General features: G+C 70.8%; 16 protein-coding genes and 1 tRNA gene. 7 read left to right on the forward strand and 10 right to left on the reverse strand.

Annotation, left to right across the window (positions count from 1 at the left end; all coding sequences use genetic code 11):
• Nucleotides 1–40 precede the first annotated feature (40 nt).
• The 5 genes from AC0IW9_RS19050 to AC0IW9_RS19070 all read right to left on the reverse strand — a co-directional run bounded on the left by AC0IW9_RS19050 (nt 41) and on the right by AC0IW9_RS19070 (nt 5,504).
• Nucleotides 41–820: an ABC transporter ATP-binding protein gene (locus tag AC0IW9_RS19050; protein ID WP_471649872.1), complete on the reverse strand. Its 780-nt coding sequence runs from the start codon at nt 818–820 to the stop codon at nt 41–43.
• The gene (locus AC0IW9_RS19055; protein ID WP_471649873.1) at nt 817–1,605 is read right to left on the reverse strand and encodes an MlaE family ABC transporter permease; all 789 of its coding nucleotides are present in this window, start codon (nt 1,603–1,605) and stop codon (nt 817–819) included. Before AC0IW9_RS19055 ends, AC0IW9_RS19050 begins: the two co-directional genes overlap by 4 nt.
• Complete coding sequence (alr, locus tag AC0IW9_RS19060; RefSeq protein ID WP_471649874.1) at nt 1,605–2,696, reverse strand: alanine racemase; 1,092 nt, start codon at nt 2,694–2,696, stop codon at nt 1,605–1,607. The genes AC0IW9_RS19055 and alr overlap by 1 nt, the downstream gene beginning before the upstream one ends.
• Nucleotides 2,683–4,227, reverse strand: coding sequence for a replicative DNA helicase (locus AC0IW9_RS19065; RefSeq protein WP_471649875.1), 1,545 nt, complete (start codon nt 4,225–4,227; stop codon nt 2,683–2,685). The genes alr and AC0IW9_RS19065 overlap by 14 nt, the downstream gene beginning before the upstream one ends.
• A 110-nt stretch (nt 4,228–4,337) precedes the next feature.
• On the reverse strand, nt 4,338–5,504 hold the full coding sequence (locus AC0IW9_RS19070) for an MFS transporter (protein WP_471649876.1): 1,167 nt from the start codon (nt 5,502–5,504) through the stop codon (nt 4,338–4,340).
• 155 nt (nt 5,505–5,659) lie between these two features.
• Here AC0IW9_RS19070 and AC0IW9_RS19075 point away from each other — a divergent pair, with 155 nt between their 5' ends.
• The 5 genes from AC0IW9_RS19075 to AC0IW9_RS19095 all read left to right on the forward strand — a co-directional run bounded on the left by AC0IW9_RS19075 (nt 5,660) and on the right by AC0IW9_RS19095 (nt 11,473).
• Nucleotides 5,660–8,638 (forward strand): helicase-related protein, encoded by a 2,979-nt coding sequence (locus tag AC0IW9_RS19075; RefSeq protein ID WP_471649877.1) that lies wholly within the window; start codon nt 5,660–5,662, stop codon nt 8,636–8,638.
• 3 nt (nt 8,639–8,641) lie between these two features.
• Nucleotides 8,642–8,947, forward strand: coding sequence for an RNA-binding S4 domain-containing protein (locus AC0IW9_RS19080; protein ID WP_471649878.1), 306 nt, complete (start codon nt 8,642–8,644; stop codon nt 8,945–8,947).
• A 72-nt stretch (nt 8,948–9,019) separates the two neighbouring features.
• Nucleotides 9,020–9,352, forward strand: a complete 333-nt coding sequence (gene fdxA / locus AC0IW9_RS19085) for a ferredoxin FdxA (protein WP_471649879.1) — start codon at nt 9,020–9,022, stop codon at nt 9,350–9,352.
• A gap of 321 nt (nt 9,353–9,673) precedes the next feature.
• Nucleotides 9,674–10,534, forward strand: coding sequence for a CarD family transcriptional regulator (locus AC0IW9_RS19090; RefSeq protein WP_471649880.1), 861 nt, complete (start codon nt 9,674–9,676; stop codon nt 10,532–10,534).
• A gap of 3 nt (nt 10,535–10,537) precedes the next feature.
• Nucleotides 10,538–11,473 (forward strand): ketopantoate reductase family protein, encoded by a 936-nt coding sequence (locus AC0IW9_RS19095; protein WP_471649881.1) that lies wholly within the window; start codon nt 10,538–10,540, stop codon nt 11,471–11,473.
• A 3-nt stretch (nt 11,474–11,476) separates the two neighbouring features.
• On the opposite strand, the gene AC0IW9_RS19100 is transcribed toward AC0IW9_RS19095, so the two are convergent.
• Both AC0IW9_RS19100 and AC0IW9_RS19105 read right to left on the reverse strand, forming a co-directional pair.
• A complete protein-coding gene (locus AC0IW9_RS19100) occupies nt 11,477–12,145 on the reverse strand; it encodes an RlmE family RNA methyltransferase (RefSeq protein WP_471649882.1) in 669 nt (222 codons plus the stop codon).
• Between the two features lie 13 nt (nt 12,146–12,158).
• Complete coding sequence (locus tag AC0IW9_RS19105) at nt 12,159–13,208, reverse strand: Ppx/GppA phosphatase family protein (protein ID WP_471649883.1); 1,050 nt, start codon at nt 13,206–13,208, stop codon at nt 12,159–12,161.
• A 253-nt stretch (nt 13,209–13,461) separates the two neighbouring features.
• Between AC0IW9_RS19105 and AC0IW9_RS19110 the strand changes: the two genes are divergently transcribed.
• A tRNA-Gln gene (locus AC0IW9_RS19110) sits at nt 13,462–13,535 on the forward strand.
• Nucleotides 13,536–13,556: 21 nt separating this feature from the next.
• On the opposite strand, the gene AC0IW9_RS19115 is transcribed toward AC0IW9_RS19110, so the two are convergent.
• On the reverse strand, nt 13,557–14,825 hold the full coding sequence (locus tag AC0IW9_RS19115) for a hydantoinase/carbamoylase family amidase (RefSeq protein WP_471649884.1): 1,269 nt from the start codon (nt 14,823–14,825) through the stop codon (nt 13,557–13,559).
• Nucleotides 14,826–14,932: 107 nt separating this feature from the next.
• Here AC0IW9_RS19115 and AC0IW9_RS19120 point away from each other — a divergent pair, with 107 nt between their 5' ends.
• On the forward strand, nt 14,933–16,507 hold the full coding sequence (locus AC0IW9_RS19120) for an ABC transporter substrate-binding protein (RefSeq protein WP_471649885.1): 1,575 nt from the start codon (nt 14,933–14,935) through the stop codon (nt 16,505–16,507).
• Between the two features lie 28 nt (nt 16,508–16,535).
• Here AC0IW9_RS19120 and AC0IW9_RS19125 read toward each other — a convergent pair whose 3' ends face one another.
• Both AC0IW9_RS19125 and AC0IW9_RS19130 read right to left on the reverse strand, forming a co-directional pair.
• Nucleotides 16,536–18,131 carry a zinc-binding metallopeptidase family protein gene (locus tag AC0IW9_RS19125; protein WP_471649886.1) on the reverse strand — a complete coding sequence of 532 codons (1,596 nt, stop codon included), beginning with the start codon at nt 18,129–18,131 and terminating at the stop codon, nt 16,536–16,538.
• Nucleotides 18,128–19,708 carry an ABC transporter substrate-binding protein gene (locus AC0IW9_RS19130; RefSeq protein WP_471649887.1) on the reverse strand — a complete coding sequence of 527 codons (1,581 nt, stop codon included), beginning with the start codon at nt 19,706–19,708 and terminating at the stop codon, nt 18,128–18,130. Before AC0IW9_RS19130 ends, AC0IW9_RS19125 begins: the two co-directional genes overlap by 4 nt.
• Nucleotides 19,709–19,753 lie beyond the last annotated feature (45 nt).

Below are 19,753 nucleotides of genomic sequence, written 5' to 3' on the forward strand. Positions count from 1 at the left end.
CGGTGATCCAACGCAGAAGGCACGCCACCTGTCCAATCGCCTACTTGCGAAGCTCCATCTGGATCGGCCCGTCGCGCTCGCCATTGGCGAATTGATCCACCATGGCATTGCCGCTGCGGCCGAGGCTTTCGGCCGGGCCGGTCCAGACGATGCGGCCGTGGTAGATCATGGCCGCGGTGGTGCCGATCCGCCGGGCGCTGGCCATGTCGTGGGTGATGGAGACCGCGGTCGCGCCCAATTTCTGCACGCAATCGACGATCAGCCCGTCGATGACGGCGCCCATGATGGGGTCGAGGCCGGTCGTCGGCTCGTCGAAGAAGATGATGTCGGGCTGGGCGGCGATGGCCCGCGCTAGGCCGACCCGCTTCTGCATGCCGCCCGAGAGCTCGGCCGGGGAAAGGTCGCCGACCGTCGCGGCGAGGCCGACCTGGGCCAGCACCTCGGCCGCCTTGTCGCGCGCCTTGGCCCGGGTGATGCGGTTCTGCGCCAGCAGCTTGAAGCAGACATTCTCCCAGACCGGCAGGCTGTCGAAGAGCGCGCCGTTCTGGAAGAGCATGCCGATGCGGTCGCCCAGCGCCTCCCGCTCCCGCCGCGGCAGCTTGAGGACGTCGACGCCGTCGATCTCGATCGTGCCCTCGTCGGGCTCGATCAGCCCGAGGATGCATTTGATGGTGACGGACTTGCCGGAGCCGGAGCCGCCGAGGATGACCAGCCCCTGCCCCGCCGCCACGTCGAGGTCGACGCCATCCAGCACCTGCTTGCCGGCGAAAGACTTCTTCACGCCGCGCATGCGGATTTTCGGAGTCGCGGAGCCGCTCATTGCGCGAAGAATATCTCGGTCAGCACATAGTCCAGTGCGAGGATGAGGATGGAGCTGGCGACCACCGCCGCGGTCGTCGCCCCGCCGACGCCCTGGGCGCCGCCCTTGCTTTTGTAGCCGCACCAGGTGCCCATCAGGGCGATGATGAAGCCGAAGACCGCGGCCTTGACCAAACCGGAGACGACGTCGTCGGTCTCGAGGAAGTCGAAGGTGGATTTCAGATAGGCGGCCGAGACGAAGCCCAGCTTGAAGGTGCCGATCAGCCAGCCGCCCATGACGCCGAGCACGTCGGCGACCACCACCAGCAGCGGCATCGCCAGGGTGGCGGCCAGCAGCCGCGGCGCCACCAGGTATTTCATCGGGTTGGTCGAAAGGGTGGTCAGCGCATCGATCTGGTCGGTGACGCGCATGGTGCCGATGACGGCGGCGAAGCTGGCGCCGATCCGCCCCGCGACCATCAGCGCCGCCAGCACCGGGCCGAGCTCCCGCACCAGGGAGATGACGACCACGCTGGCGACCGCCGACTGGGCATTGAAGCGGGCGAAGCCGGTATAGGATTGCAGCGCCAGCACCATGCCGGTGAAGACCGCGGTCAGCGCCACCACCGGCAGGGAGAACCAGGCGACCTCGAGGAAGGCGGACCAGAACAGCCGGCCATAGAAGGGCGGGCGGACGAGGTGGCTGATCGCCTCCAGCGCAAACAGCGCGACGCCGCCCACCGTGCGGCAGGCGCCGAGGACCATGCGGCCGAGCGCCGCCATGGGATCGAGGATGACGGACCCCATCAGGCGCCGCGGTATTCGCGGCGGTAGCGCTGTCCAAGCGAGGTCAGGATCTCGTAGCCGATGGTGCCGGCCCGGGCGGCGATATCGTCCGGCGTCTGCCCTGGCCCAATCAGGTCTGGCCCGATGAGGCGGATGGAATCGCCAGGCGACAGTTCAGGCACGTCGGTCACGTCGAAGGTGATGAGATCCATGGATACCCGGCCGACCAGGGGCACGGGCCGCCCGGCGATGATGCCGGCAGCCCGCCCCGAGAGGCTGCGAAGGTAGCCATCCGCATACCCGGCGGCAACCGTGGCAATCCGGCCGGGGCGGGGGGCGGTCCAGCCGGCGCCGTAACCGACTGTTTCCCCGGCCGGGATTTCCCGGATCTGCAATATCGGGGCATCCAGCGTTACCGTTTGCCGCATGGGGTTCGGCCGCCCCGGCGTGGGGTTGATGCCATAGAGGGCGCAGCCCGGCCGGGCGAGGTCGCTGCCGAAGGCCGGGCCGAGGAAAAGCCCGGAGGAATTGGCGAAGCTGGCGGGCATGGCGGGCAGCCGGGCCCGCGCCGCGGCGAAGCGGGCGGCCTGGGCGGCGTTCAGCGGGTGCTCCGGCTCATCGGCGCAGGCCAGATGGGTCATCACATACAGCAGGTCGAGGCCGGCGAGCAGGCCGGGCTCGGCGGCCACCCGGTCCAGCTCCCCGGCATCCAGCCCGAGCCGGGCCATGCCGGTATCAACATGCAGGATGGCCGGCAGCGCCCGCCCGGCGACCCGGGCCGCCGCCGTCCGCGCTGCGATGTCGCCGAGGCCGTTCAGCACCGGGACCAGCCCGGCCGTGCCATCGGCGCCGGGTGGGAAGCCGTTGAGGACCGCGACCATCGGTCCGGGGCCGAGCGCGGCGCGGACCGCCATGCCCTCCGCCAGATGGGCGACGAAGAAATCCCGGCAGCCGGCGGCCAGCAGGGCGCGGGCCACCGGGGCGGCGCCCAGGCCGTAGCCATCCGCCTTCACCACGCCGGCGACGCGACCGGGGGCGGCATCCGCCAGTTGCCGCCAATTCGCGGCGATGGCGCCGAGGTCGATGGTGAGCCGGGCCTCAATACCCGCCATGGGGCTCATGCGCCTGGTCGAGGTCGCCGAAGCGGGTGAACTCGGCCTCGAAGAACAGCGGGATGGTGCCGGTCGGGCCATGCCGCTGCTTGGCGATGATGAGGTCGGCCTTGTTGTGCGCCTCCTCCATCGCCCGCAGCCACTGGGCATGGGCCTCGTCGAACTTGGATGTCCGGTCGGCTTCGTCCCGCCCCTCGAAGCCGGTCGGCTTGGGCTGGCGCTGGCTGAGGTAGTAGTCGTCCCGGTAGACGAACATCACCATGTCGGCGTCCTGCTCGATCGAGCCGGATTCGCGAAGATCGGACAGCTGCGGCCGCTTGTCCTCGCGCTGCTCGACCGCGCGGGAGAGCTGGGACAGCGCCATGACCGGCACCGAAAGCTCCTTGGCGATCGCCTTCAGCCCCTGGGTAATCATGGAGATCTCCAGGACGCGGGATTCCGGCCGGGTGCCGGCGGCGGGACGCATGAGCTGGAGGTAGTCCACGACGATGAATTCCAGCCCCCGCGTCCGCTTCAGCCGGCGGCAGCGGGTCCGCAGCGCGGAGATGGTGATGGCCGGGGTATCGTCGATCACCAGCGGCAGCCGGGCCAGCTCGCGGCTGACCTCGACGAAGCGGTCGAAATCCCGCTGCGAGATGTCGCCGCGGCGGATCTTGTCGCCGGAGATGCGGGAGGCTTCCGACAGCAGTCGGGTGGCGAGCTGGTCGGCGCTCATCTCGAGCGAGAAGATGGCGACGGTGCCGCGCGGCTGGACCCCCTCCCCCTTCTCGTCCGCTTCCCGGACCAAGGCCTGGGCGGCGCCGAAGGCGATTTTCGTCGCCAGCGCGGTCTTGCCCATGCCGGGGCGGCCGGCGAGGATCAGCAGATCCGAGCCATGCAGCCCACCGGTCTTGGAATCGAAGTCCCGCAGGCCGGAGGACAGGCCGGAGACGCCGCCGGGGGTGGAGAAGGCACGTTCCGCCGCCAGCACCGCATCGGTCAGGGCGCGTTCGAAGGTGACGAAGCCGCCCTCCGAGCCCCCATCCTTGGCGAGGTCGAAGAGCCGCTGCTCGGCGGCCTCGAGCTGCATCTTGGCATCGAGCTCGGGCTCGGCCCCGAAGGCGCGGTTCACCACCTCCTCGCCCACGTCCACCAGCTGGCGGCGCAGCCAGCTGTCATGGACCATGCGGCCGTATTCGCCGGCATTGATGATGCCGATCATCGCCGAAAGCAGCTGGGTCAGGTAGGCCGGGCCGCCGACCTCGTCCAGCAGGCCGGAATGCTCGAATTCCGGACGCAGGGTGACGACGTCGGCGAGCTGCCCCGCTTCGCAGCGGCGCTGGATGGCGCGGAAGATCCGGCCATTCACCGCATCGGCGAAATGTTCGGGGGCGAGGAATTCGGAGACCCGTTCGTAGGCCTTGTTGTTGGCCAGCAGGGCGCCGAGCAGCGCCTGTTCCGCCTGGAGGTTGGAGGGCGGCACGCGCTGCGACAGGCCGAGCAGGCCGGCGCCGGCATCCAGATAGGGGGCGGACGGGTCCATGGTGTTCATGAAGTCCAGTCTAGCCCATCCGCAGCCCTGTGGATTACGGGGATGCCTGTGGATAACGGGGAGGAAAACCGTGCGGCCCCGCTGCGTGGCCTTGCCGCCACGTTGCCGCTTCAGCCTATTGACAGCCTGGGCCGCCGTTTGAGCGCGGCCTGGAGCAGTACCGCCAGCGGCAGGGCCATCCCGCACAATGCCGCCATCGCCCAGAAGCCGCCGCCGCCGAAGGCCGCATACAGGGGTCCGCAGCCCAGCGTCAGCAACCCGGAGGCGAGGCCGACGCCGAGCGAGGCATGCAGCGTCTGCGCCGTCGCCGCCTGGCCCGGCGGCATCCCGCCCAGCACCCGCATGGCGCCCAGGTGCATGCAGCCGAAGGTCAGCGCGTGCAGCAATTGCACCACCGCCAGGGCCGGCAGCCAGGTGGTCTCGGCCAGCACGGACCAGCGCAGCACCCCGGCCAGCGCCGCGACCGCGGCCAGCCCGGCCGGGCCCAGCCGGTCCGCCAGCGGCCGGCCCCAAAGGAACAGCGCGACCTCCACCACGACGCCTTCGCCCCAGAGCAGGCCGATGACCGAGGGCGAGAGGCCGGCGGCGGTCCAGTGCAGGGTGCTGAAGCCGTAGTAGAGGGCATGGCTGCCCTGGATCAGCGCCGAGAGCGGCAGCAGGCAGCGGAAGGCCGGATCGGCGAAGGGGGCGGCGAAGCCGGTGCGGCCGCCGCCGGTGCCGGGCATGGCCGGCAGGCCGCGCGCCGCCAGCGCCGTGAGCAGGAAGGCGCCGGCCGCCAGCCAGATGACCGCCACCGGCCCGGCCCATTGCACCGCCGCCCCGGCCAGGATGGCGGCAAGGATATAGCTGGCCGAGCCCGCCGAGCGCACCCGGCCATAGTCGAACCGCAGGCCGCGGGCGGCGCCGAGGCAAAGGGTATCCGAAAGCGGCACCACCGGGGCGCTCACCATGGCATGCAGCATGGCGGCCAGGATCAGCACGGCATAGCCGGAGGCCGCCGGTACCAGCCAGGGCGCCCAGGCGAAGGCCGAGACGGTGCCGGTCGCCAGTGCCGCCGCCAGCACCAGGATGCTGCGGGCATCGCCGAAGCCATCCGCCCCCCGGCCGACCGCCGGCGCCGCCAGCAGGCGCACGGCCGAGCCGGTGGCCAGCACCACGGCAATTTGCCCCGGTGTCAGCCCATGCCCGGCCAGGACCGCCGGCAGGAAGGGCATCAGCACCCCCACCGCGGCGAATTGCGCGGCGAAGAGCAAGGCGAAACGGCCTGATACGGTCAAGGCTGGCGCCTGGGGACGGTCAAGGGTGCCACCGGGCGGGCGGGCGAAAACGGCAGGGATTCGGCATTGCGCCCAGTAGCGCGGCCTTGCCCGAGGTTGCAATCCGCGGCCATCCGGCCCATGCATGGCGCCACATGCCGGACACCCATACCCCTATGTTTGACGCCCGTGTTCGTGCCGTGCTGGGCCCCACCAACACCGGCAAGACTCATTTGGCGATCACCCGCCTGCTGGCGCACTCCAGCGGCATCATCGGCTTCCCGCTCCGCCTGCTGGCGCGCGAGAATTACGACCGCATGGTCGCCGCCAAGGGGGAACGCTACGTCGCCCTGATCACCGGGGAGGAAAAGATCGTCCCGCCGGAGGCGAAGTGGTTCGCCTGCACGGTCGAGGCCATGCCGCTGGACCGGCGGGTGGAATTCCTCGCGGTGGACGAGATCCAGCTCTGCGCCGACCCGGACCGCGGGCATGTCTTCACCGACCGGCTGCTGAATGCCCGCGGCATGGTCGAGACCATGTTCCTCGGCGCCGAGACGATCCGGCCGCTGCTGCAGCGCCTGGTGCCCCAGGCCGAGATCGAAACCCGGCCGCGGCTCTCCCAGCTCACCCATTCCGGGCCGCAGAAGCTGACCCGCCTGCCGCCGCGCAGCGCCGTGGTCGCCTTCAGCGCCGCCGAGGTCTATGCGATCGCGGAAGCCATCCGCCGCCGCCGCGGCGGCTGCGCCGTGGTCATGGGCCGGCTGAGCCCGCGGACCCGCAATGCCCAGGTCGCGCTCTACCAGAACCGCGAGGTCGATTTCCTGGTGGCGACGGATGCCATCGGCATGGGGCTGAACATGGACGTGGACCATGTCGCCTTCGCCGCCCTGCAGAAATTCGACGGCCACAAGCCACGCCAGCTCACCGCCCAGGAAGCCGCGCAGATCGCCGGCCGGGCCGGGCGCGGCATGCGCGACGGCACCTTCGGCGTGACCGGCGACTGCCCGCCGCTGCCGGAGGAGATCGTCGACAAGATCGAGAAGCATAATTTCGAGGCCCTGCAGACGCTTGCCTGGCGCAACAGCGACCTCGACTTCTCCAATGTCGATGCGCTGCTCGACAGCCTCGCCGCGCCGGCGCCGCAGCCGGGCCTGGCCAAAGGCCATGACGCGACCGACCACATCACGCTCTCCATGCTGGCGCGGGATGCCGAAATCCGTGGCCTGGCGGCGACCCGCGGCCGGGTGCGGCTGCTCTGGGAAGCCTGCCAGATCCCCGATTTCCGCAAGCTGTCGGACGACAGCCATGCCGCCGTCTGCAGCCGGGTCTTCCGCCATATCGCCGAGGACGGTGTGCTGCCGGACGAGTGGGTGCTCAGCCAGATCGCCCTCTGCGGCAGCACCGAGGGCGACCTCGATACGCTGATGGCCCGGCTCGCCAATATCCGGGTCTGGTCCTATGTCGCCGCCCGTTCGGATTGGGTGAAGGACGCGGCCAATGTCCAGGGCGAGGCCCGCAAGGCCGAGGATGCCGTCTCCGACGCCCTGCACGAGCGCCTGACCGCCCGCTTCGTCGATCGGCGCGCCGCGCATCTGATCCGCCGGCTGGACGATACCGAGGATGAGCTGCTGTCCGCCGTCACCCGCCAGGGGCAGGTGGTGGTCGAGGGCCATCCGGTTGGCCGCGTGGAAGGCTTCCTCTTCCATCCAGAGACCGAGGGCGGGACCGAGGATGAGAAGAAGCTCGTCCTCCGCGCCGCCCGCCGCGCCCTGAAGGAGGAGATGCCGCGCCGCGTCGCCGCCCTCGACATGGCGAAGGACGATGCCTTCACCCTGACCGCCAGCCACCGCATCAGCTGGAACAACGGCGCCACCATCGCCGAGGTCGCCCGGCTCCGCCCCGGCTCCGAGCCCGGCAAGCCGCTGGTCGAGCCGCTGCCGAGCGAATTCCTTGATGGCGCCCAGCGCGAGCGCGTGCGCGCCCGGCTGGCGAAATTCGTCGAGGGGCTGATCAACAAGGAACTCGGCATCCTCACGACCATCGAGGGCAAGGCCGAGGGCGAGGGATCGCTGCGCGGCCCGGCCTTCCTGCTGCGCGAACAGCTCGGCCTGGCGCTGGGCGGGACCGAGGGCAACATCGCCCCCGACCTGCGGCAGAAGCTGAAGGCAATCGGCGTCCGCGCCGGGCGCTTCGCCCTGTTCGTGCCGGAGGCGCTGAAGCCCCGCGCCATGGCGCTCAGGGCGCAGCTCTGGTCGATGTCGCGCAACATCGAGACGCCGACCCTGCCGCCGCCGGGCCTGGTGGCGCTGCAGATCCGCGAGCCGGCCGAGGGCGAGACCGCCCTGCCGCCAGGCTCCCCTCCCCCGGCCGGCTGGCCGACCGGCTTTGCCGAGACCATGGGCTGGATCCCGGCCGGGCCGGTGCTGCTGCGGCTCGATGTCGCGGAGCGCATCGCGGCCGAGCTCGGCTACTTGACCCGCCGCGCCCCGGCGCCGCCGCCGCCCGACCTCGCCAGCCGCCTCGGCGTGAAGGCGGATACGCTGGGCGTCACGCTCGCCGCGCTCGGCTTCCGGCTGATGGAGGCGCCGCCGCTGGAGGAGGGCATGTATGGCCCGCCGACGCCGCTGCGCGTCGCCCAGCCGCGGCCGCAGCATCATCAGCCGCGCGGGCCGGAGCGCCGTCCCGGCGGCCGGCCGCAGCACCAGGGTGCCGGCCCGGCCCCGCAGCAGCGCGACCGCCGGCCACAGCAGCCGCCGCGTGAGGCCGCACCGGCACTGCCGGAAGGCATGTATGGCCCGCCCGTGCCGCCGCCGGAGCGCCCGCGCCATGAGCCTCGCCAGGATCGCGGGCCCCGGCCACAGCAGGGCCGGCCCTATCAGGGCAAGGGTCCGCCGCGGCATGAGGGGGCCCGGCCAGATGGACCCCGTCCCGAGGGAACCCGCCATGAGGGGCCGCGGCCCGAGCGGCAGGACCGTGGCGACCAGCCGCGCCCGCCGCGTGAAGGCAATCGCCTCGGTTCCGGCCGTGACGAGAGCCGGGCCCGGCCGCCCTACCAGGGGCCGATCCGCGAGCGGCCCGAGCCGCGCAAGCCGCCCGAGCCGCGGATCAACCCCGATTCGCCCTTCGCCATCCTGGCCAAGCTCAAGCTTCGGTAAGCCTTGGCGACGGAGACGGAAGACCGCGACTGGCAGCGGCTCGACAAATGGCTGTGGTGTGCCCGGGTCGCCAAGACCCGGGCCATCTGTTCCCGGCTGGTTGAGACCGGCGGCGTCCGGGTCAACCGGCAGCCGACAGACAAGCCGCATTACAAGCTGCGGCCGGGCGATGTGCTGACCTTCGCCCTCGGCGGGCCGGACCGCGGGGTGGTGCGGGTCTGGCGGGTGGTCGCCCTCGGCGAGCGTCGCGGGCCAGCCACCGAGGCACAAGCGTTATTCGAGGACATTGCGAGCGGTCCGGGCGCCTGACCGGCTTGCCAGCGGCTTCGCGCCGGTCCATGTCTCGGGCTGTTGTACCGCCCGCGCGAGGGACCGCCTGCCGTGACCTATGTCGTTCTCGAGAATTGCATCAAGTGCAAGTTCATGGACTGCGTGGAGGTCTGTCCGGTGGACTGCTTCTATGTCGGCGAGAACATGCTGGTGATCCATCCGGATGAGTGCATCGACTGCGGCGTCTGCGAGCCGGAATGCCCGGCCGAGGCGATCGTCCCGGACAGCGACGACCGTGCCGCCGAATATGCCGAGTTGAACCGCACCTATGCCGCGGAATGGCCGAACATCACCCGCAAGGGGGAAGCGCCGGCCGATGCGGATGAGTGGAAGGACAAGCCGGGCAAGCGCGCCCTGTTCAGCACCGCACCCGGCAAGCCCTGAGGGCACGCAAGCCCTGAGGCCGCCACTCCCGGCGGTCGTCTCAAAACGACGACAGTGGCCGGGAGGATGGACGGCGCCTGATGACTCGTCCCGAAATTTATGCTAGTGGTTTCAGCGTGATGGCAGAACCGGCTCGACAGGGTCGCGAACGGGATTGACCGAAGCTGGCGCATGCCCCGGGACGGCACCATATGCGGTGTCTCGGCGCTGCCGGAACTTTGGGCCGGTTCTGACGCCAATGGATAGTCCAGGCCCGCGTTCGCCTGCGCGCCCGAACGGCGCCGGGCCGTCGTGGCCGGCGACGCAGGAGAGTTGTCCGGTATGAAGCCAACCGCTCGCGCCAAGCCTCCGGGCCAGCAGCCCCCGTCGGGCCGCCCGGCCGAAGCCGCCAGCGTGACCGCCACCGGACGTCCCCGTGCCATGGCCGCCGCCATCGCCAAGGCCCCCGCCAAGATTGCCGCCGAAGCTGCCACCCCCAAAGCCCCGCCCGCCGCGAAGCCCTCGGTGAAAGCCGCCGAGGCGACTAGGCCTGGCCTGGCGGAGGCGCAGAGTTCGGCCCCCATGATGCCCAAACCCGAAGTCTCCAAACCCGACGCTGCTCTGGCCACCCAGTCCAGCCCCGTTCCTCCCACCGGGCCCATGCCCATGCGGCGGGACGCCCATCCCTCCATCCCGCAACGCCAACCGTCCAAGCAGGTCGAGTTCAAGGCCGGCGATCATGTGGTCTATCCGACCCATGGCGTCGGCACCGTGCAGGGCATCGAGACGATGTCCGCCGCGGGGCATTCGCTGCAGGTGATCGTCGTGACCTTCGACGAGAACCGGATGACGCTCCGGGTGCCGGTCGGCAAGGCCGCCTCCTCCGGCCTGCGCAAGCTGGCCGGGCCGGATTCGATGAAGGAGGCGCTGGATACGCTGAAGGGCCGTGCCCGGATCAAGCGCACCATGTGGTCCCGCCGCGCCCAGGAATACGAAGCCAAGATCAACAGCGGCGACCCGATCGCCATCGCCGAGGTCGTGCGCGACCTGCACCGCAACGCCGGCCAGCCCGACCAGTCCTTCAGCGAGCGGCAGATCTACGAGCAGGCGATGGACCGCCTGGCCGCCGAGCTGGCCGCCATCGACCGCACCGACAAGGCGCAGGCGACCATCAAGCTGCTGGAACATCTGAAGGCGGCCTGAGCCATGCGCATCCTGGTCCTCGGCGCCGGGGCGCTGGGTGGGTATTTCGGCGGCCGGCTGGCGCAGGCGGGGGCGGATGTCACCTTCTTCGTGCGTCCCGGCCGGGCGGCGCAGCTCGCAGCGCAGGGGCTGGTGATCGAGAGCCCCTTCGGCGATGCCGCCCTCCCGGTGCGGACGGTGGCTGAGGCCGGGCCGGGCTACGACCTGATCCTGTTGACCTGCAAGGCCTATGACCTGGAGAGCGCGATCGCCGCGATCCGCCCGGCCATGGGCGCGGGTACGGCGGTGCTGCCGGTGCTCAACGGCCTGTCGCATGTCGCCACCCTGCAGGCGGCCTTCGGGCCGCAGGCGGTGCTCGGCGGCATCGCCAAGATCCAGGCGACGCTGACCCCCGCCGGGGTGGTGCGGCAGCTGAACGATTGGCGCTGGCTGACCTTCGGCGAGACGGACGGTAGCCTCTCCCCACGCGTCCAGGCCCTGGCCGAGATCGCCGGCCGGGCCGAGGGCATGGTCGCCGAGGCGGTGCCCGATATCATGCGGCGGATGTGGGAGAAGCTGGTCCATCTCGGCACCAGCGCGCTCGGCACCGTACTGATGCGGGCCAATACCGGCGAGATCGCCCGGGCGCCGGGCGGGGCCGCCTTCATGCACCGCATCCTGGCCCGCAACGCCGCCATCGCCGCGGCCAATGGCCATGTGATGCGGCCCGGCTTCCTGGCGGATTTCGAAGCGCTGTTCGCCGACCCGGCGGGGGGTTATGCAGCCTCCATGCTTCGGGACCTCGAGGCCGGGGGGCGGATCGAGGCGGATCATATCCTCGGCTTCCTGCTGGAGGCGGCCAGGGCCGCCGGCGTGCCGCATGAGCTGCACGAGGCCGGCTATATCCATGCCAAGGCCTTCGAGCAGCGGCGCGATGCGGGACGCCTGCCCCGGGGCTGAGCCTCAGCGCCCGCGGAAGCCGGTGGCGACGACGTAGAGCTCGGCACTGTCCTTGCGGCTGGCCGGCGGCTTGCCGTGCTTCACCGTGGCGAAGCTGCGCTTGAGCTGATCCAGCAGGCCTTTCTCGGTGCCGCCCTGGAAGACCTTGGCGACGAAGCCGCCGCCGGGGGCTAGCACCTTCAGGGCGAAATCCAGCGCCAGCTCGGCCAGGCCGATGATCCGCAGGTGGTCGGTCGCATTATGCCCGGTGGTATTCGGCGCCATGTCCGAGAGCACCAGGTCGGCCGGGCCATCCAGCGCCGCGAGCACCGCCTGCTCCGCCGCCGCGTCCTGGAAATCCCCCTGCAGGATGACGGCGCCGTTCAGCGGGTCCATCGGCAGCAGGTCCAGCGCGACGACGCGGACGCCGCCCTTCTGCACCACCACCTGGGTCCAGCCGCCAGGCGCGGCGCCGAGGTCCACCACCCGCAGTCCGGGCTTCAGCAGCTTATGCTTCTCGTCCAGCTCCAGCAGCTTGAAGGCGGCGCGGGAACGCAGGCCCTGGGCTTGCGCGGCGCGAACGTAGGGGTCGTTGAGCTGGCGTTCCAGCCACTTCTGGCTGCCGACGGTACGCTTCTTGGCGGTCTTCAGACGGGTGGTCAGGCCGCGACCACCCGGGGTGGGGCTTTTCATTATGGGGCAATACTCAGGTGAAGGCCCGCCTTGGGGCGGCGGGGCGAGAGCCGCCGGCGCAGCGGTCGGCCCGCATCATACGCAGAAGCATGCCCTCGCGCAGCCCCCGGTCGGCGACGGTCAGCGCCGGCAGCGGCCAGACATGGCGGATGGCGGCATAGACGGCGCAGCCGGGCAGCACGAAATCGACCCGTTCCGGCCCGACGCAGGGATGCGCGGCCAGCCCGGCCCGGCCGAGCGCGAAGAGGTCGCCGAGCGCCTGGTCGGCGGTTTCCATGGCGAGCGTCCGGCCATCCACCAGCGGCCGGCGGTAGCGCGGCAGGGCCAGCGCCACGCCGGCGAGCGTCGTGACGGTGCCGCTGGTGCCGATGAGGCGGACGCCGCCGGCGCGGATCTCCTGGCCGATGCAATGCACCCGGTCGAAGGCCAGCAGATGGGTCGCCACCTCCTCCACCACCGCGTGGAAGCCTTCCTCGGTGAAGCACGAGGCACCGGCGCGCTCCGCCAGGGTGACGACGCCGAGCGGCAGGGAGACATAGCCGATCAGCTCCGCCATGGGGGCGCCGGCCGGGCGGCCGCCGCGGGGCGGGATGCGGATCCAGGCGATCTCGGTGCTGCCGCCGCCGATGTCGAAGAGCAGGGCGCGGCGGTCCGTCTCCTCCAGCAGCGGGGCGCAGGATTCCATCGCCAGCTCGGCCTCCTCGCGCGCCGAGATGGTGCGGGGGCGGAGGCCGGTCTCGGCCTCGACCCGGGCCAGGAAGGCGGCGCCGTTGGTGGCGCGGCGGCAGGCTTCGGTGGCGACGGCCTGGAATTGGCGGATCGGGCGGCGGGCGAGCTTCTCGGCGCAGGCCGAGAGCGCGGCGATGGCGCGGTCCATGGCGGGCTCGGCGAGCTGGCCGCTGGCGGCCAGGCCTTCGCCGAGGCGGACGATGCGGCTGAAGCTGTCCACCACGCGGAAGCCGCTGCCGGTGGGCGCGCCGATGAGCAGGCGGCAGTTGTTGGTGCCGAGGTCGAGCGCGGCATAGGCCGGCGCGGGCGGAATGGCATAGCGCGTGGCAAGCACCGCTGGCGCCACAGGCTCGGGGAGCGCGGTGGTCGGCAAAGGGGGCTCTGTCAGCCGAAGCGGGAGGACATCATCCGGCATAATCGTTGGCCTGGGGTTTCCCGGCGGGTTGCGGCCTGCTGCGGCACCCCTCTGCATGATCCGGGGATGCACGCTTGGGAGCAAGCGCTTTCCGCAGGCAACGGGTTGCAGGGTCCGATGGGAAATGGTACTGGCGGCGCCCGCGACCAAGAGTAAGGTGGCGGGTCCCGCTTGGGGGATAGTTTAACGGTAGAACTCCCGACTCTGACTCGGGCAGTCTTGGTTCGAATCCAGGTCCCCCAGCCACTTCCGCCCGATGGCGGCACCCTACCCCACCCGCGCCGCTGCCGCCGCCCAATGGGCGATCGCCGTCGTCGCCGCGGCGAAATCCTCGATCCGCATGGCTTCCAGCGGCGTATGGCTGCCGTTCTGGTTGCGCACGAAGACCATCGCCGCCGGGATCCCGACCTGGGCGAAGGAAGCCGCGTCATGCCCGCCGCCCGAGGGCATGATCTTGTAGGGCGTCCCCACTGCCTCCGCCGCCAGCCGCATCGCCTCCCGGATGCCGGCATCCATCGGCGTCGGGTCGGCCTGCTGCCGGCCGGTCAGGGTGAAGGCGACGCCGCGGCTGGCCTCGATCTCGGCGATCAGCCGGTCCACCTCGGCGACGGCGCGCTCCAGCGTCGCCACCTCGGGCGCCCGCAGGTCCAGGCTGAAGGCGATCTCGCCCGGCACCTTGCCGAAGCCGGCCTGGTCGGAAGTGGCGATGGTGCAGAAGGTGCAGACCATCGGTACGCCCTCCGCCTCCAGCCCGCCCCAGAACTGGTCCAGCCGATGGGCGAATTCCGCCAGCGCCAGCGCCGCGTCATGCCGGTAGCGGCGTGGCGTGGCGCCGGAGTGGTTCCACTCGCCGCGGATGGTGCCGAGCCGGATGCGGCGGTTGCCGGGCAGCGCGGTGACGATGCCCATCGGGATCTCCTCGGTGTCGAGGACCGGCCCCTGCTCGATGTGCAGTTCCAGATAGGCCTGGACATTGTCCGGTGTCAGTTCCGCGCGGCCGGCGCGTACCGCGTCGGGGTCGAAGCCGAGTTCGCGCATGTGATGTTCCAGGGTCTGGCCGCTGTCCTTGCGCTTCGCCTGCAGGTTTTCCGCGGGATAGGTGCCGAGCGCCATGCGGCTGCCGGGCAGGTTGGGGAACCAGGCGCCGCCTTCCTCCGCGCGGATCGCCATGACGGTGATGTCCCGCCCCGGCACGAAGCCCGCCTGGCGCATCCCGGCGACGACCGCGAGGCCGCAGAGCACGCCCGCCGCGCCATCGTAATTGCCGCCCTGCGGCACGGAATCGAGGTGGCTGCCGAGGATGATGCGCTTCAGGCCGCGGTCGGCGCCGGCCAGGGTCATGTAGAGGTTGCCGGCATGGTCGTTGTGGATCTCGAGGCCCAGCGCCTCGGCTTCCGCGCGGACCAGCGCATGGGCGATTTCCTCACCGCGGCCGAAGGCTTCGCGGGTGACGCCGACGCCGTCGAAGGTCTGCTCCCGCAGCGCATCGAACAACCGCGATGCCATGGCGATATCCGGGCGAATGTTCGTGGGCATGCGGGATCTCCTTGCGCCGGGGCAGCCTAACCCACGGCTTGCCAGGGGCAAGCGACCTCCATAGGCTTTCCCCAACGCCGGCACGCGCTCCGCGAAGGATCGCCGCCATGAAACGTCGCCATCTGCTTGCCACCACGGGTCTGCTGGCCGCGCCACGCCTTGCCATGGCGCAGGCCGCGCGGGTGCTGCGCTTCGTGCCGCAGGCCGATCTCTCCGGCATGGACCCGGTGGTGACCACCCGCCAAGTGGTGCGCAACGGCGCGCTGCTGGTCTGGGACATGCTCTATGGCATAGGCGCCGATTTCGTGCCGCGGCCGCAGATGGTCGAGGGCCATACACTTTCGGCCGATGCGAAGACCTGGGACTTCACGCTCCGTGCCGGCCTGCGCTTCCATGACGGTGAACCAGTGCTCAGCCGCGACGTCGTCGCCAGCATCGCCCGCTGGATGCCGCAGGATGTCATGGGGCGGAAGCTGCAGGCGGCGCTCGCCGCGGTGGAGGTGGTGGACGACCGCCGCTTCCGGGTGCGGCTGAACCGGCCCTTCCCCAAGCTGCTGCAGGCTTTCGGCAAGGTGACGACCCTGGCGCTGGTCATCATGCCGGAACGCATCGCCCGCACCGAGGCCTCCCGCAACATCACGGAGTTCATCGGCTCCGGCCCCATGGTCTTCAGGCGCGACGAATGGAATGCCGGGGCACGGGCCGCCTTCGAGCGCTTCCCCGGCTACCTCCCGCGCGAGGAGGCGCCGGACTGGCTGGCGGGCGGCAAGCGCATGCTGCTGGACCGGATCGAGTGGATCACCATGCCGGACCCCAGCACCGCCGCCGCCGCGCTGCGCCGCGGCGAGATCGACTGGTGGGAACAGCCGATCCCCGACCTGGCGCCGATGCTGCGTGCCGCGCGCGACGTGCGGATCGACATCGCCGATCCGCTCGGCAATGTCGCCATCTTCAAGCTGAACCATCTGTTCCCGCCCTTCGCCGATGTGCGGATGCGGCAGGTCATGCAGGCGGCGGCCAACCAGGCGGACTACATGGGCGCGGTGGTCGGCGGCGACCCGGCGCTGTGGAAGCCGATGCCGAGCTTCTTCACCCCCGGCACGCCACTTTACACCGAAGCCGGCAGCGAACCGATGCTGGGGCCGCGCGACCTGGATGCGGTGAAGCGCCTGCTCGCCGCCTCCGGCTATGGCGGGGAGACACTGGTGCTGCCGGCGGCGACCGACGTGCCGGTGGTGAAGGCGCAGGCCGAGATCACCGCGGACCTGCTGACCCGGCTCGGCATCAAGGTGGATTTCCTGGCAATGGATTGGGGCGCCCATTCCAGCCGCACCGCCAGCAAGCTGCCGCCGCAGGCCGGCGGATGGCACATCTGCCATACCTGGGTCGCCGGCGCCGAATGCGCCAGCCCGGCCGGGCACAAGTCGCTGGATGGCAGCGGGGAGAGCGCGACCAATGGCTGGGCAAAATCCCCGGCGGTGCAGGCGCAGATCGAGGCCTGGTTCGACGCCACCGACCCCGCGGCGGAACGTGCCGCGGTGGAGGGCGCCAACCGCGCCGCCATGGCGCATGTGAGCTTCGTCCCGGCTGGCTTCTTCCTCAACTACACCGCCTGGCGCGGCAATGTGACGGGCATCGTGAAGGCGCCCTTTCCGTGTTTCTGGGGGGTGGGAAAAGGCTAGAACCGAGGAGACGTATTCGCCCGGCCCCCTACAGCGCTTCCCCTGCCCCCGTCCCGTGGTGCGGCGTTGGGATGCACCATTCCTCGCCGCGCGGGGTGCTGACGTATTCCGGCCAGCGCAGGTCGACCGGCGGGTCGAAATCCGCCGGCAGCAGCGGCCCGACCCAACCCGGCCCGCCGATGCCGCCGGTGCGGGCACGGAACTCCGCCTGTGCTGCTTCCAGCGTCTCCGGCAGGGTCGCCAGATCCACCAGCGTCAGCGCCATGGTCTTGGCCGCGACGAACATCCCGGGGTCCATCGCCGCCGGCAGCCCGCCGAGGGCGTTGTAGGTCCAGTTGGGATAGGCGAAGCCCGGCGTTGGCGGGCGCAGCCGCGGCCGCCCGGCCAGCAGCCGCACCGTCGGCGCATGCCAGCAGAATTCCACATAGTCGTCGGCACTGAGGTGTTTCTGCCAGGACGGCAGGCCGGACCGCAGCTTGGCCTCGAAGGCCTCCGGCGGCGTGAGCTCGCTGACGCTGGCGATGAAGGGGTCGGGCATCGCATCCAGCCCCAGCTCCCGCTGCATGGCGCGGCCGAATTCCAGCGCTTCTTCCGGGAAGACCGGCGCGCCGACCGCCTGCAGGTTCTTCCAGGTGAGGTCGGTCATGGCCTGGTTCGGCACGCCGACGCGGGTCTTGGTCACCCAGCGGACGAAGGCGCGGCATCCCGTCATCGCCGCGACGTGGCGGGCGTTGTTGGCCAGCACCCGCCAGATCTGCTCCTGGATGCCGAGCGAGGAGGACCGCCAGGAATACTGGATCTGCGAGAAGCGGGGCGCCAGGTTGTCCGAGGTGGCGCCGCCATCGCCGAGGACGAACTCGTTGAGCGTCCATGAGCCGGCGTGGGGGAACATCGCCTCCTTGGTGTATTTCGTCGTGGTGTACATGAGGCAGAGCGCATCGAGCGCGCCGGGGCAGCGGGCGGCGGCATGCGCCCCCTCGATCGGCACCAGGGTCGGGTCGATCCAGGTCTCGGGCGAGGTCGCCTCGAAGGAGATCACCGCGCTCCAGTAAGCACCGAAATGGGTATCGCTGGTGACGGTGTTGGAAGGCCAGGGGTGCCAGACCACGGCGGCATCCAGCCCGTCGTAGTAGCCCTTGGCGGCGTGGATGGGCTTCGAGCCGCAGACCTTCTCCGCCGGCTCGCCGAACAGCTTCAGCGTGCCGGGCACGCCATGCGCCTGCATCGCCGCGCGGGCGCCGAGCACGCCGGCCAGCGCTGCGGTGCCGAGCACCGAATGCGGGTCGGTATGGCCCGCCGTATAGGGGTGCAGCCCCGCGCGCGGCGCCTCGCGCGGCACCACCTGCTGCGAATTGCCGGGCACCGCATCGTATTCGGCGAAGCTGGCGAGGGTCGGCCCGGCGCCGTTGCGCCACTCCGCGACGAAGGCGGTCGGCATGCCGCCGGAACCTTCCTCCACGGTGAAGCCCTCGGCCCGCAGCAGCTCGACGTAGTCGCGGGCGGAGCGGTACTCGCGCCAGGCCGGTTCGGCATGCGCCCAGATGCGGGCATTGAAGGCGGAGAGCCGCGCCTCGTTGGCGGCGATCCAGGCGAGCGCGGTGTCGCGCTGCGGCGTGTTGCTCATGTGCGTCTCACATTCCAGAAGGTGGCGAAGCCGTCGAGGATACCGGTCAGGTTGCTGCGATAGGCGGTGGGCTGGAGGTACTGGCCGAGCGGATAGTAGGGCACCTCCCGCATCGCCTCGCGCTGGATGTCGCGGCAGATGGCCTGCTGCGCGGCGAGGTCGGGTGCGTCGAACCAGGTGCTGCGTAGTTCCTCGATCCTCGGCATGGTGGCCCAACCGGCATAGCCGGCCTCGCCATTGCCACGGAGGGCGATATGGCCGGCGGGATTCAGCCAGTCGGTGCCGACCCAGTTGGTGACGAAGGCGCTCCAGCCGCCCTCGGCGACCGGGCCGCGGCGGTTGCGCCGCTGCAGCATGGCGTTGAACTCGACCGCGTAGATCTCGACGTTGAGGCCGGCGCGGCGGAACTGGTCCTCGACCACGGCGCCGGCGATGGCGTTGATCTCGGAATTGGAGGGGATCATGAGCACCACCGGCTCGTCCCGGTAGCCGGCGGCGCGCAGGTCGGCGCGCACCTTGGCGTAGTCGCGCGGGCCGGTGAGCGGCTCCAGCCCGACGCTCGATGCCATCGGCGTGCCGGTGCCGAAGAAGCCGAGCGGGACGTTGTAGAGGCTGGTCTCGGCCGGGCCGACGATGGCCTGCATGATGGAGGTCTGGTCGATGGCGCCAAGCAGCGCGCGGCGGATCGCCGGGTTGTTGAACGGCGCCTGCAGGTGGTTCACCCGCACCATGCTGACGAAGCCGGAATTGTCCAGCACCCGCACCTGCACGTTGCGCGACCGCCGCATCAGCGGCAGCAGGTTGTGGTAGGCATACTCCATCCAGTCCTGCTCGCCGGCGAGCAGCGCATTGGTCGCCGTCGCACTATCCGGCATGGTCGTCCACTCGACGCGGTCGAAATGCACGACCTTCGGGCCGGAGGTCCAGGCCAGCGCACCATCCTTCCGCGGCACGTAGCGATCGAATTTGCGATAGACGTTCCGCGAGCCCGGCACCCGTTCATCCGCCACGAAGCGGAAGGGGCCGCTGCCGATCATCTCCGGCACCTGGCGGAAGGGGTCGGTCTCGGCCAGCCGCTCCGGCATCATGGCGCAGACCGGGACGGAGGCCTTGCCGAGGGCGATGGGCAGCAGCGGGAAGGGACGCTTCAGGCGGAAGCGGATGCTGCGGTCGTCGGGGGCGGAGAGCTCGTCCGTCGCCTCCATCAGGGTGGCGCCGAAGGGATCGCGCTTGGCCCAGCGGCGGATGCTGGCGACGCAGTCCCGCGCCAGCACGCGCTCGCCGTCGTGCCACAGCAGGCCCTCCCGCAGGGTCAGGGTCCAGAGCTTGCCGTCGTCGCCGACGACATGGCCCTCCACCATCTGCGGCGTCGCCTGATAGGCGCCATCCATGCCGTAGAGCGTGTCGAAGACCATGTAGCCGTGATTGCGGCTGATATAGGCGGTGGTGGTGACCGGATCGAGCGTCACCAGATCCTGCTGCGGGGTGAAGCGCAGGGTGGTGGCCGACTGGGCCCGCACCGCGGCGGGTGCGGCCAGCGCGCTGCCTGCGGCCAGCATCAGGGTTCGACGGTGCATCGGCTTCACTCTCCTGCCGCGCCGCCAGGGTGCGGGCGCGGCGGC

This window comes from Belnapia sp. AC561 (genome assembly GCF_979252845.1).

Coding starts and splice junctions, on each gene's coding strand:
- AC0IW9_RS19050 (WP_471649872.1), bottom strand. CDS start 820: ATGAGCGGCTCCGCGACTCCGAAAATCCGCATGCGCGGCGTGAAGAAG.
- AC0IW9_RS19055 (WP_471649873.1), bottom strand. CDS start 1,605: ATGGGGTCCGTCATCCTCGATCCCATGGCGGCGCTCGGCCGCATGGTC.
- alr (WP_471649874.1), bottom strand. CDS start 2,696: ATGGCGGGTATTGAGGCCCGGCTCACCATCGACCTCGGCGCCATCGCC.
- AC0IW9_RS19065 (WP_471649875.1), bottom strand. CDS start 4,227: ATGAACACCATGGACCCGTCCGCCCCCTATCTGGATGCCGGCGCCGGC.
- AC0IW9_RS19075 (WP_471649877.1), top strand. CDS start 5,660: ATGTTTGACGCCCGTGTTCGTGCCGTGCTGGGCCCCACCAACACCGGC.
- AC0IW9_RS19090 (WP_471649880.1), top strand. CDS start 9,674: ATGAAGCCAACCGCTCGCGCCAAGCCTCCGGGCCAGCAGCCCCCGTCG.
- AC0IW9_RS19095 (WP_471649881.1), top strand. CDS start 10,538: ATGCGCATCCTGGTCCTCGGCGCCGGGGCGCTGGGTGGGTATTTCGGC.
- AC0IW9_RS19100 (WP_471649882.1), bottom strand. CDS start 12,145: ATGAAAAGCCCCACCCCGGGTGGTCGCGGCCTGACCACCCGTCTGAAG.
- AC0IW9_RS19115 (WP_471649884.1), bottom strand. CDS start 14,825: ATGCCCACGAACATTCGCCCGGATATCGCCATGGCATCGCGGTTGTTC.
- AC0IW9_RS19120 (WP_471649885.1), top strand. CDS start 14,933: ATGAAACGTCGCCATCTGCTTGCCACCACGGGTCTGCTGGCCGCGCCA.
- AC0IW9_RS19125 (WP_471649886.1), bottom strand. CDS start 18,131: ATGAGCAACACGCCGCAGCGCGACACCGCGCTCGCCTGGATCGCCGCC.
- AC0IW9_RS19130 (WP_471649887.1), bottom strand. CDS start 19,708: ATGCACCGTCGAACCCTGATGCTGGCCGCAGGCAGCGCGCTGGCCGCA.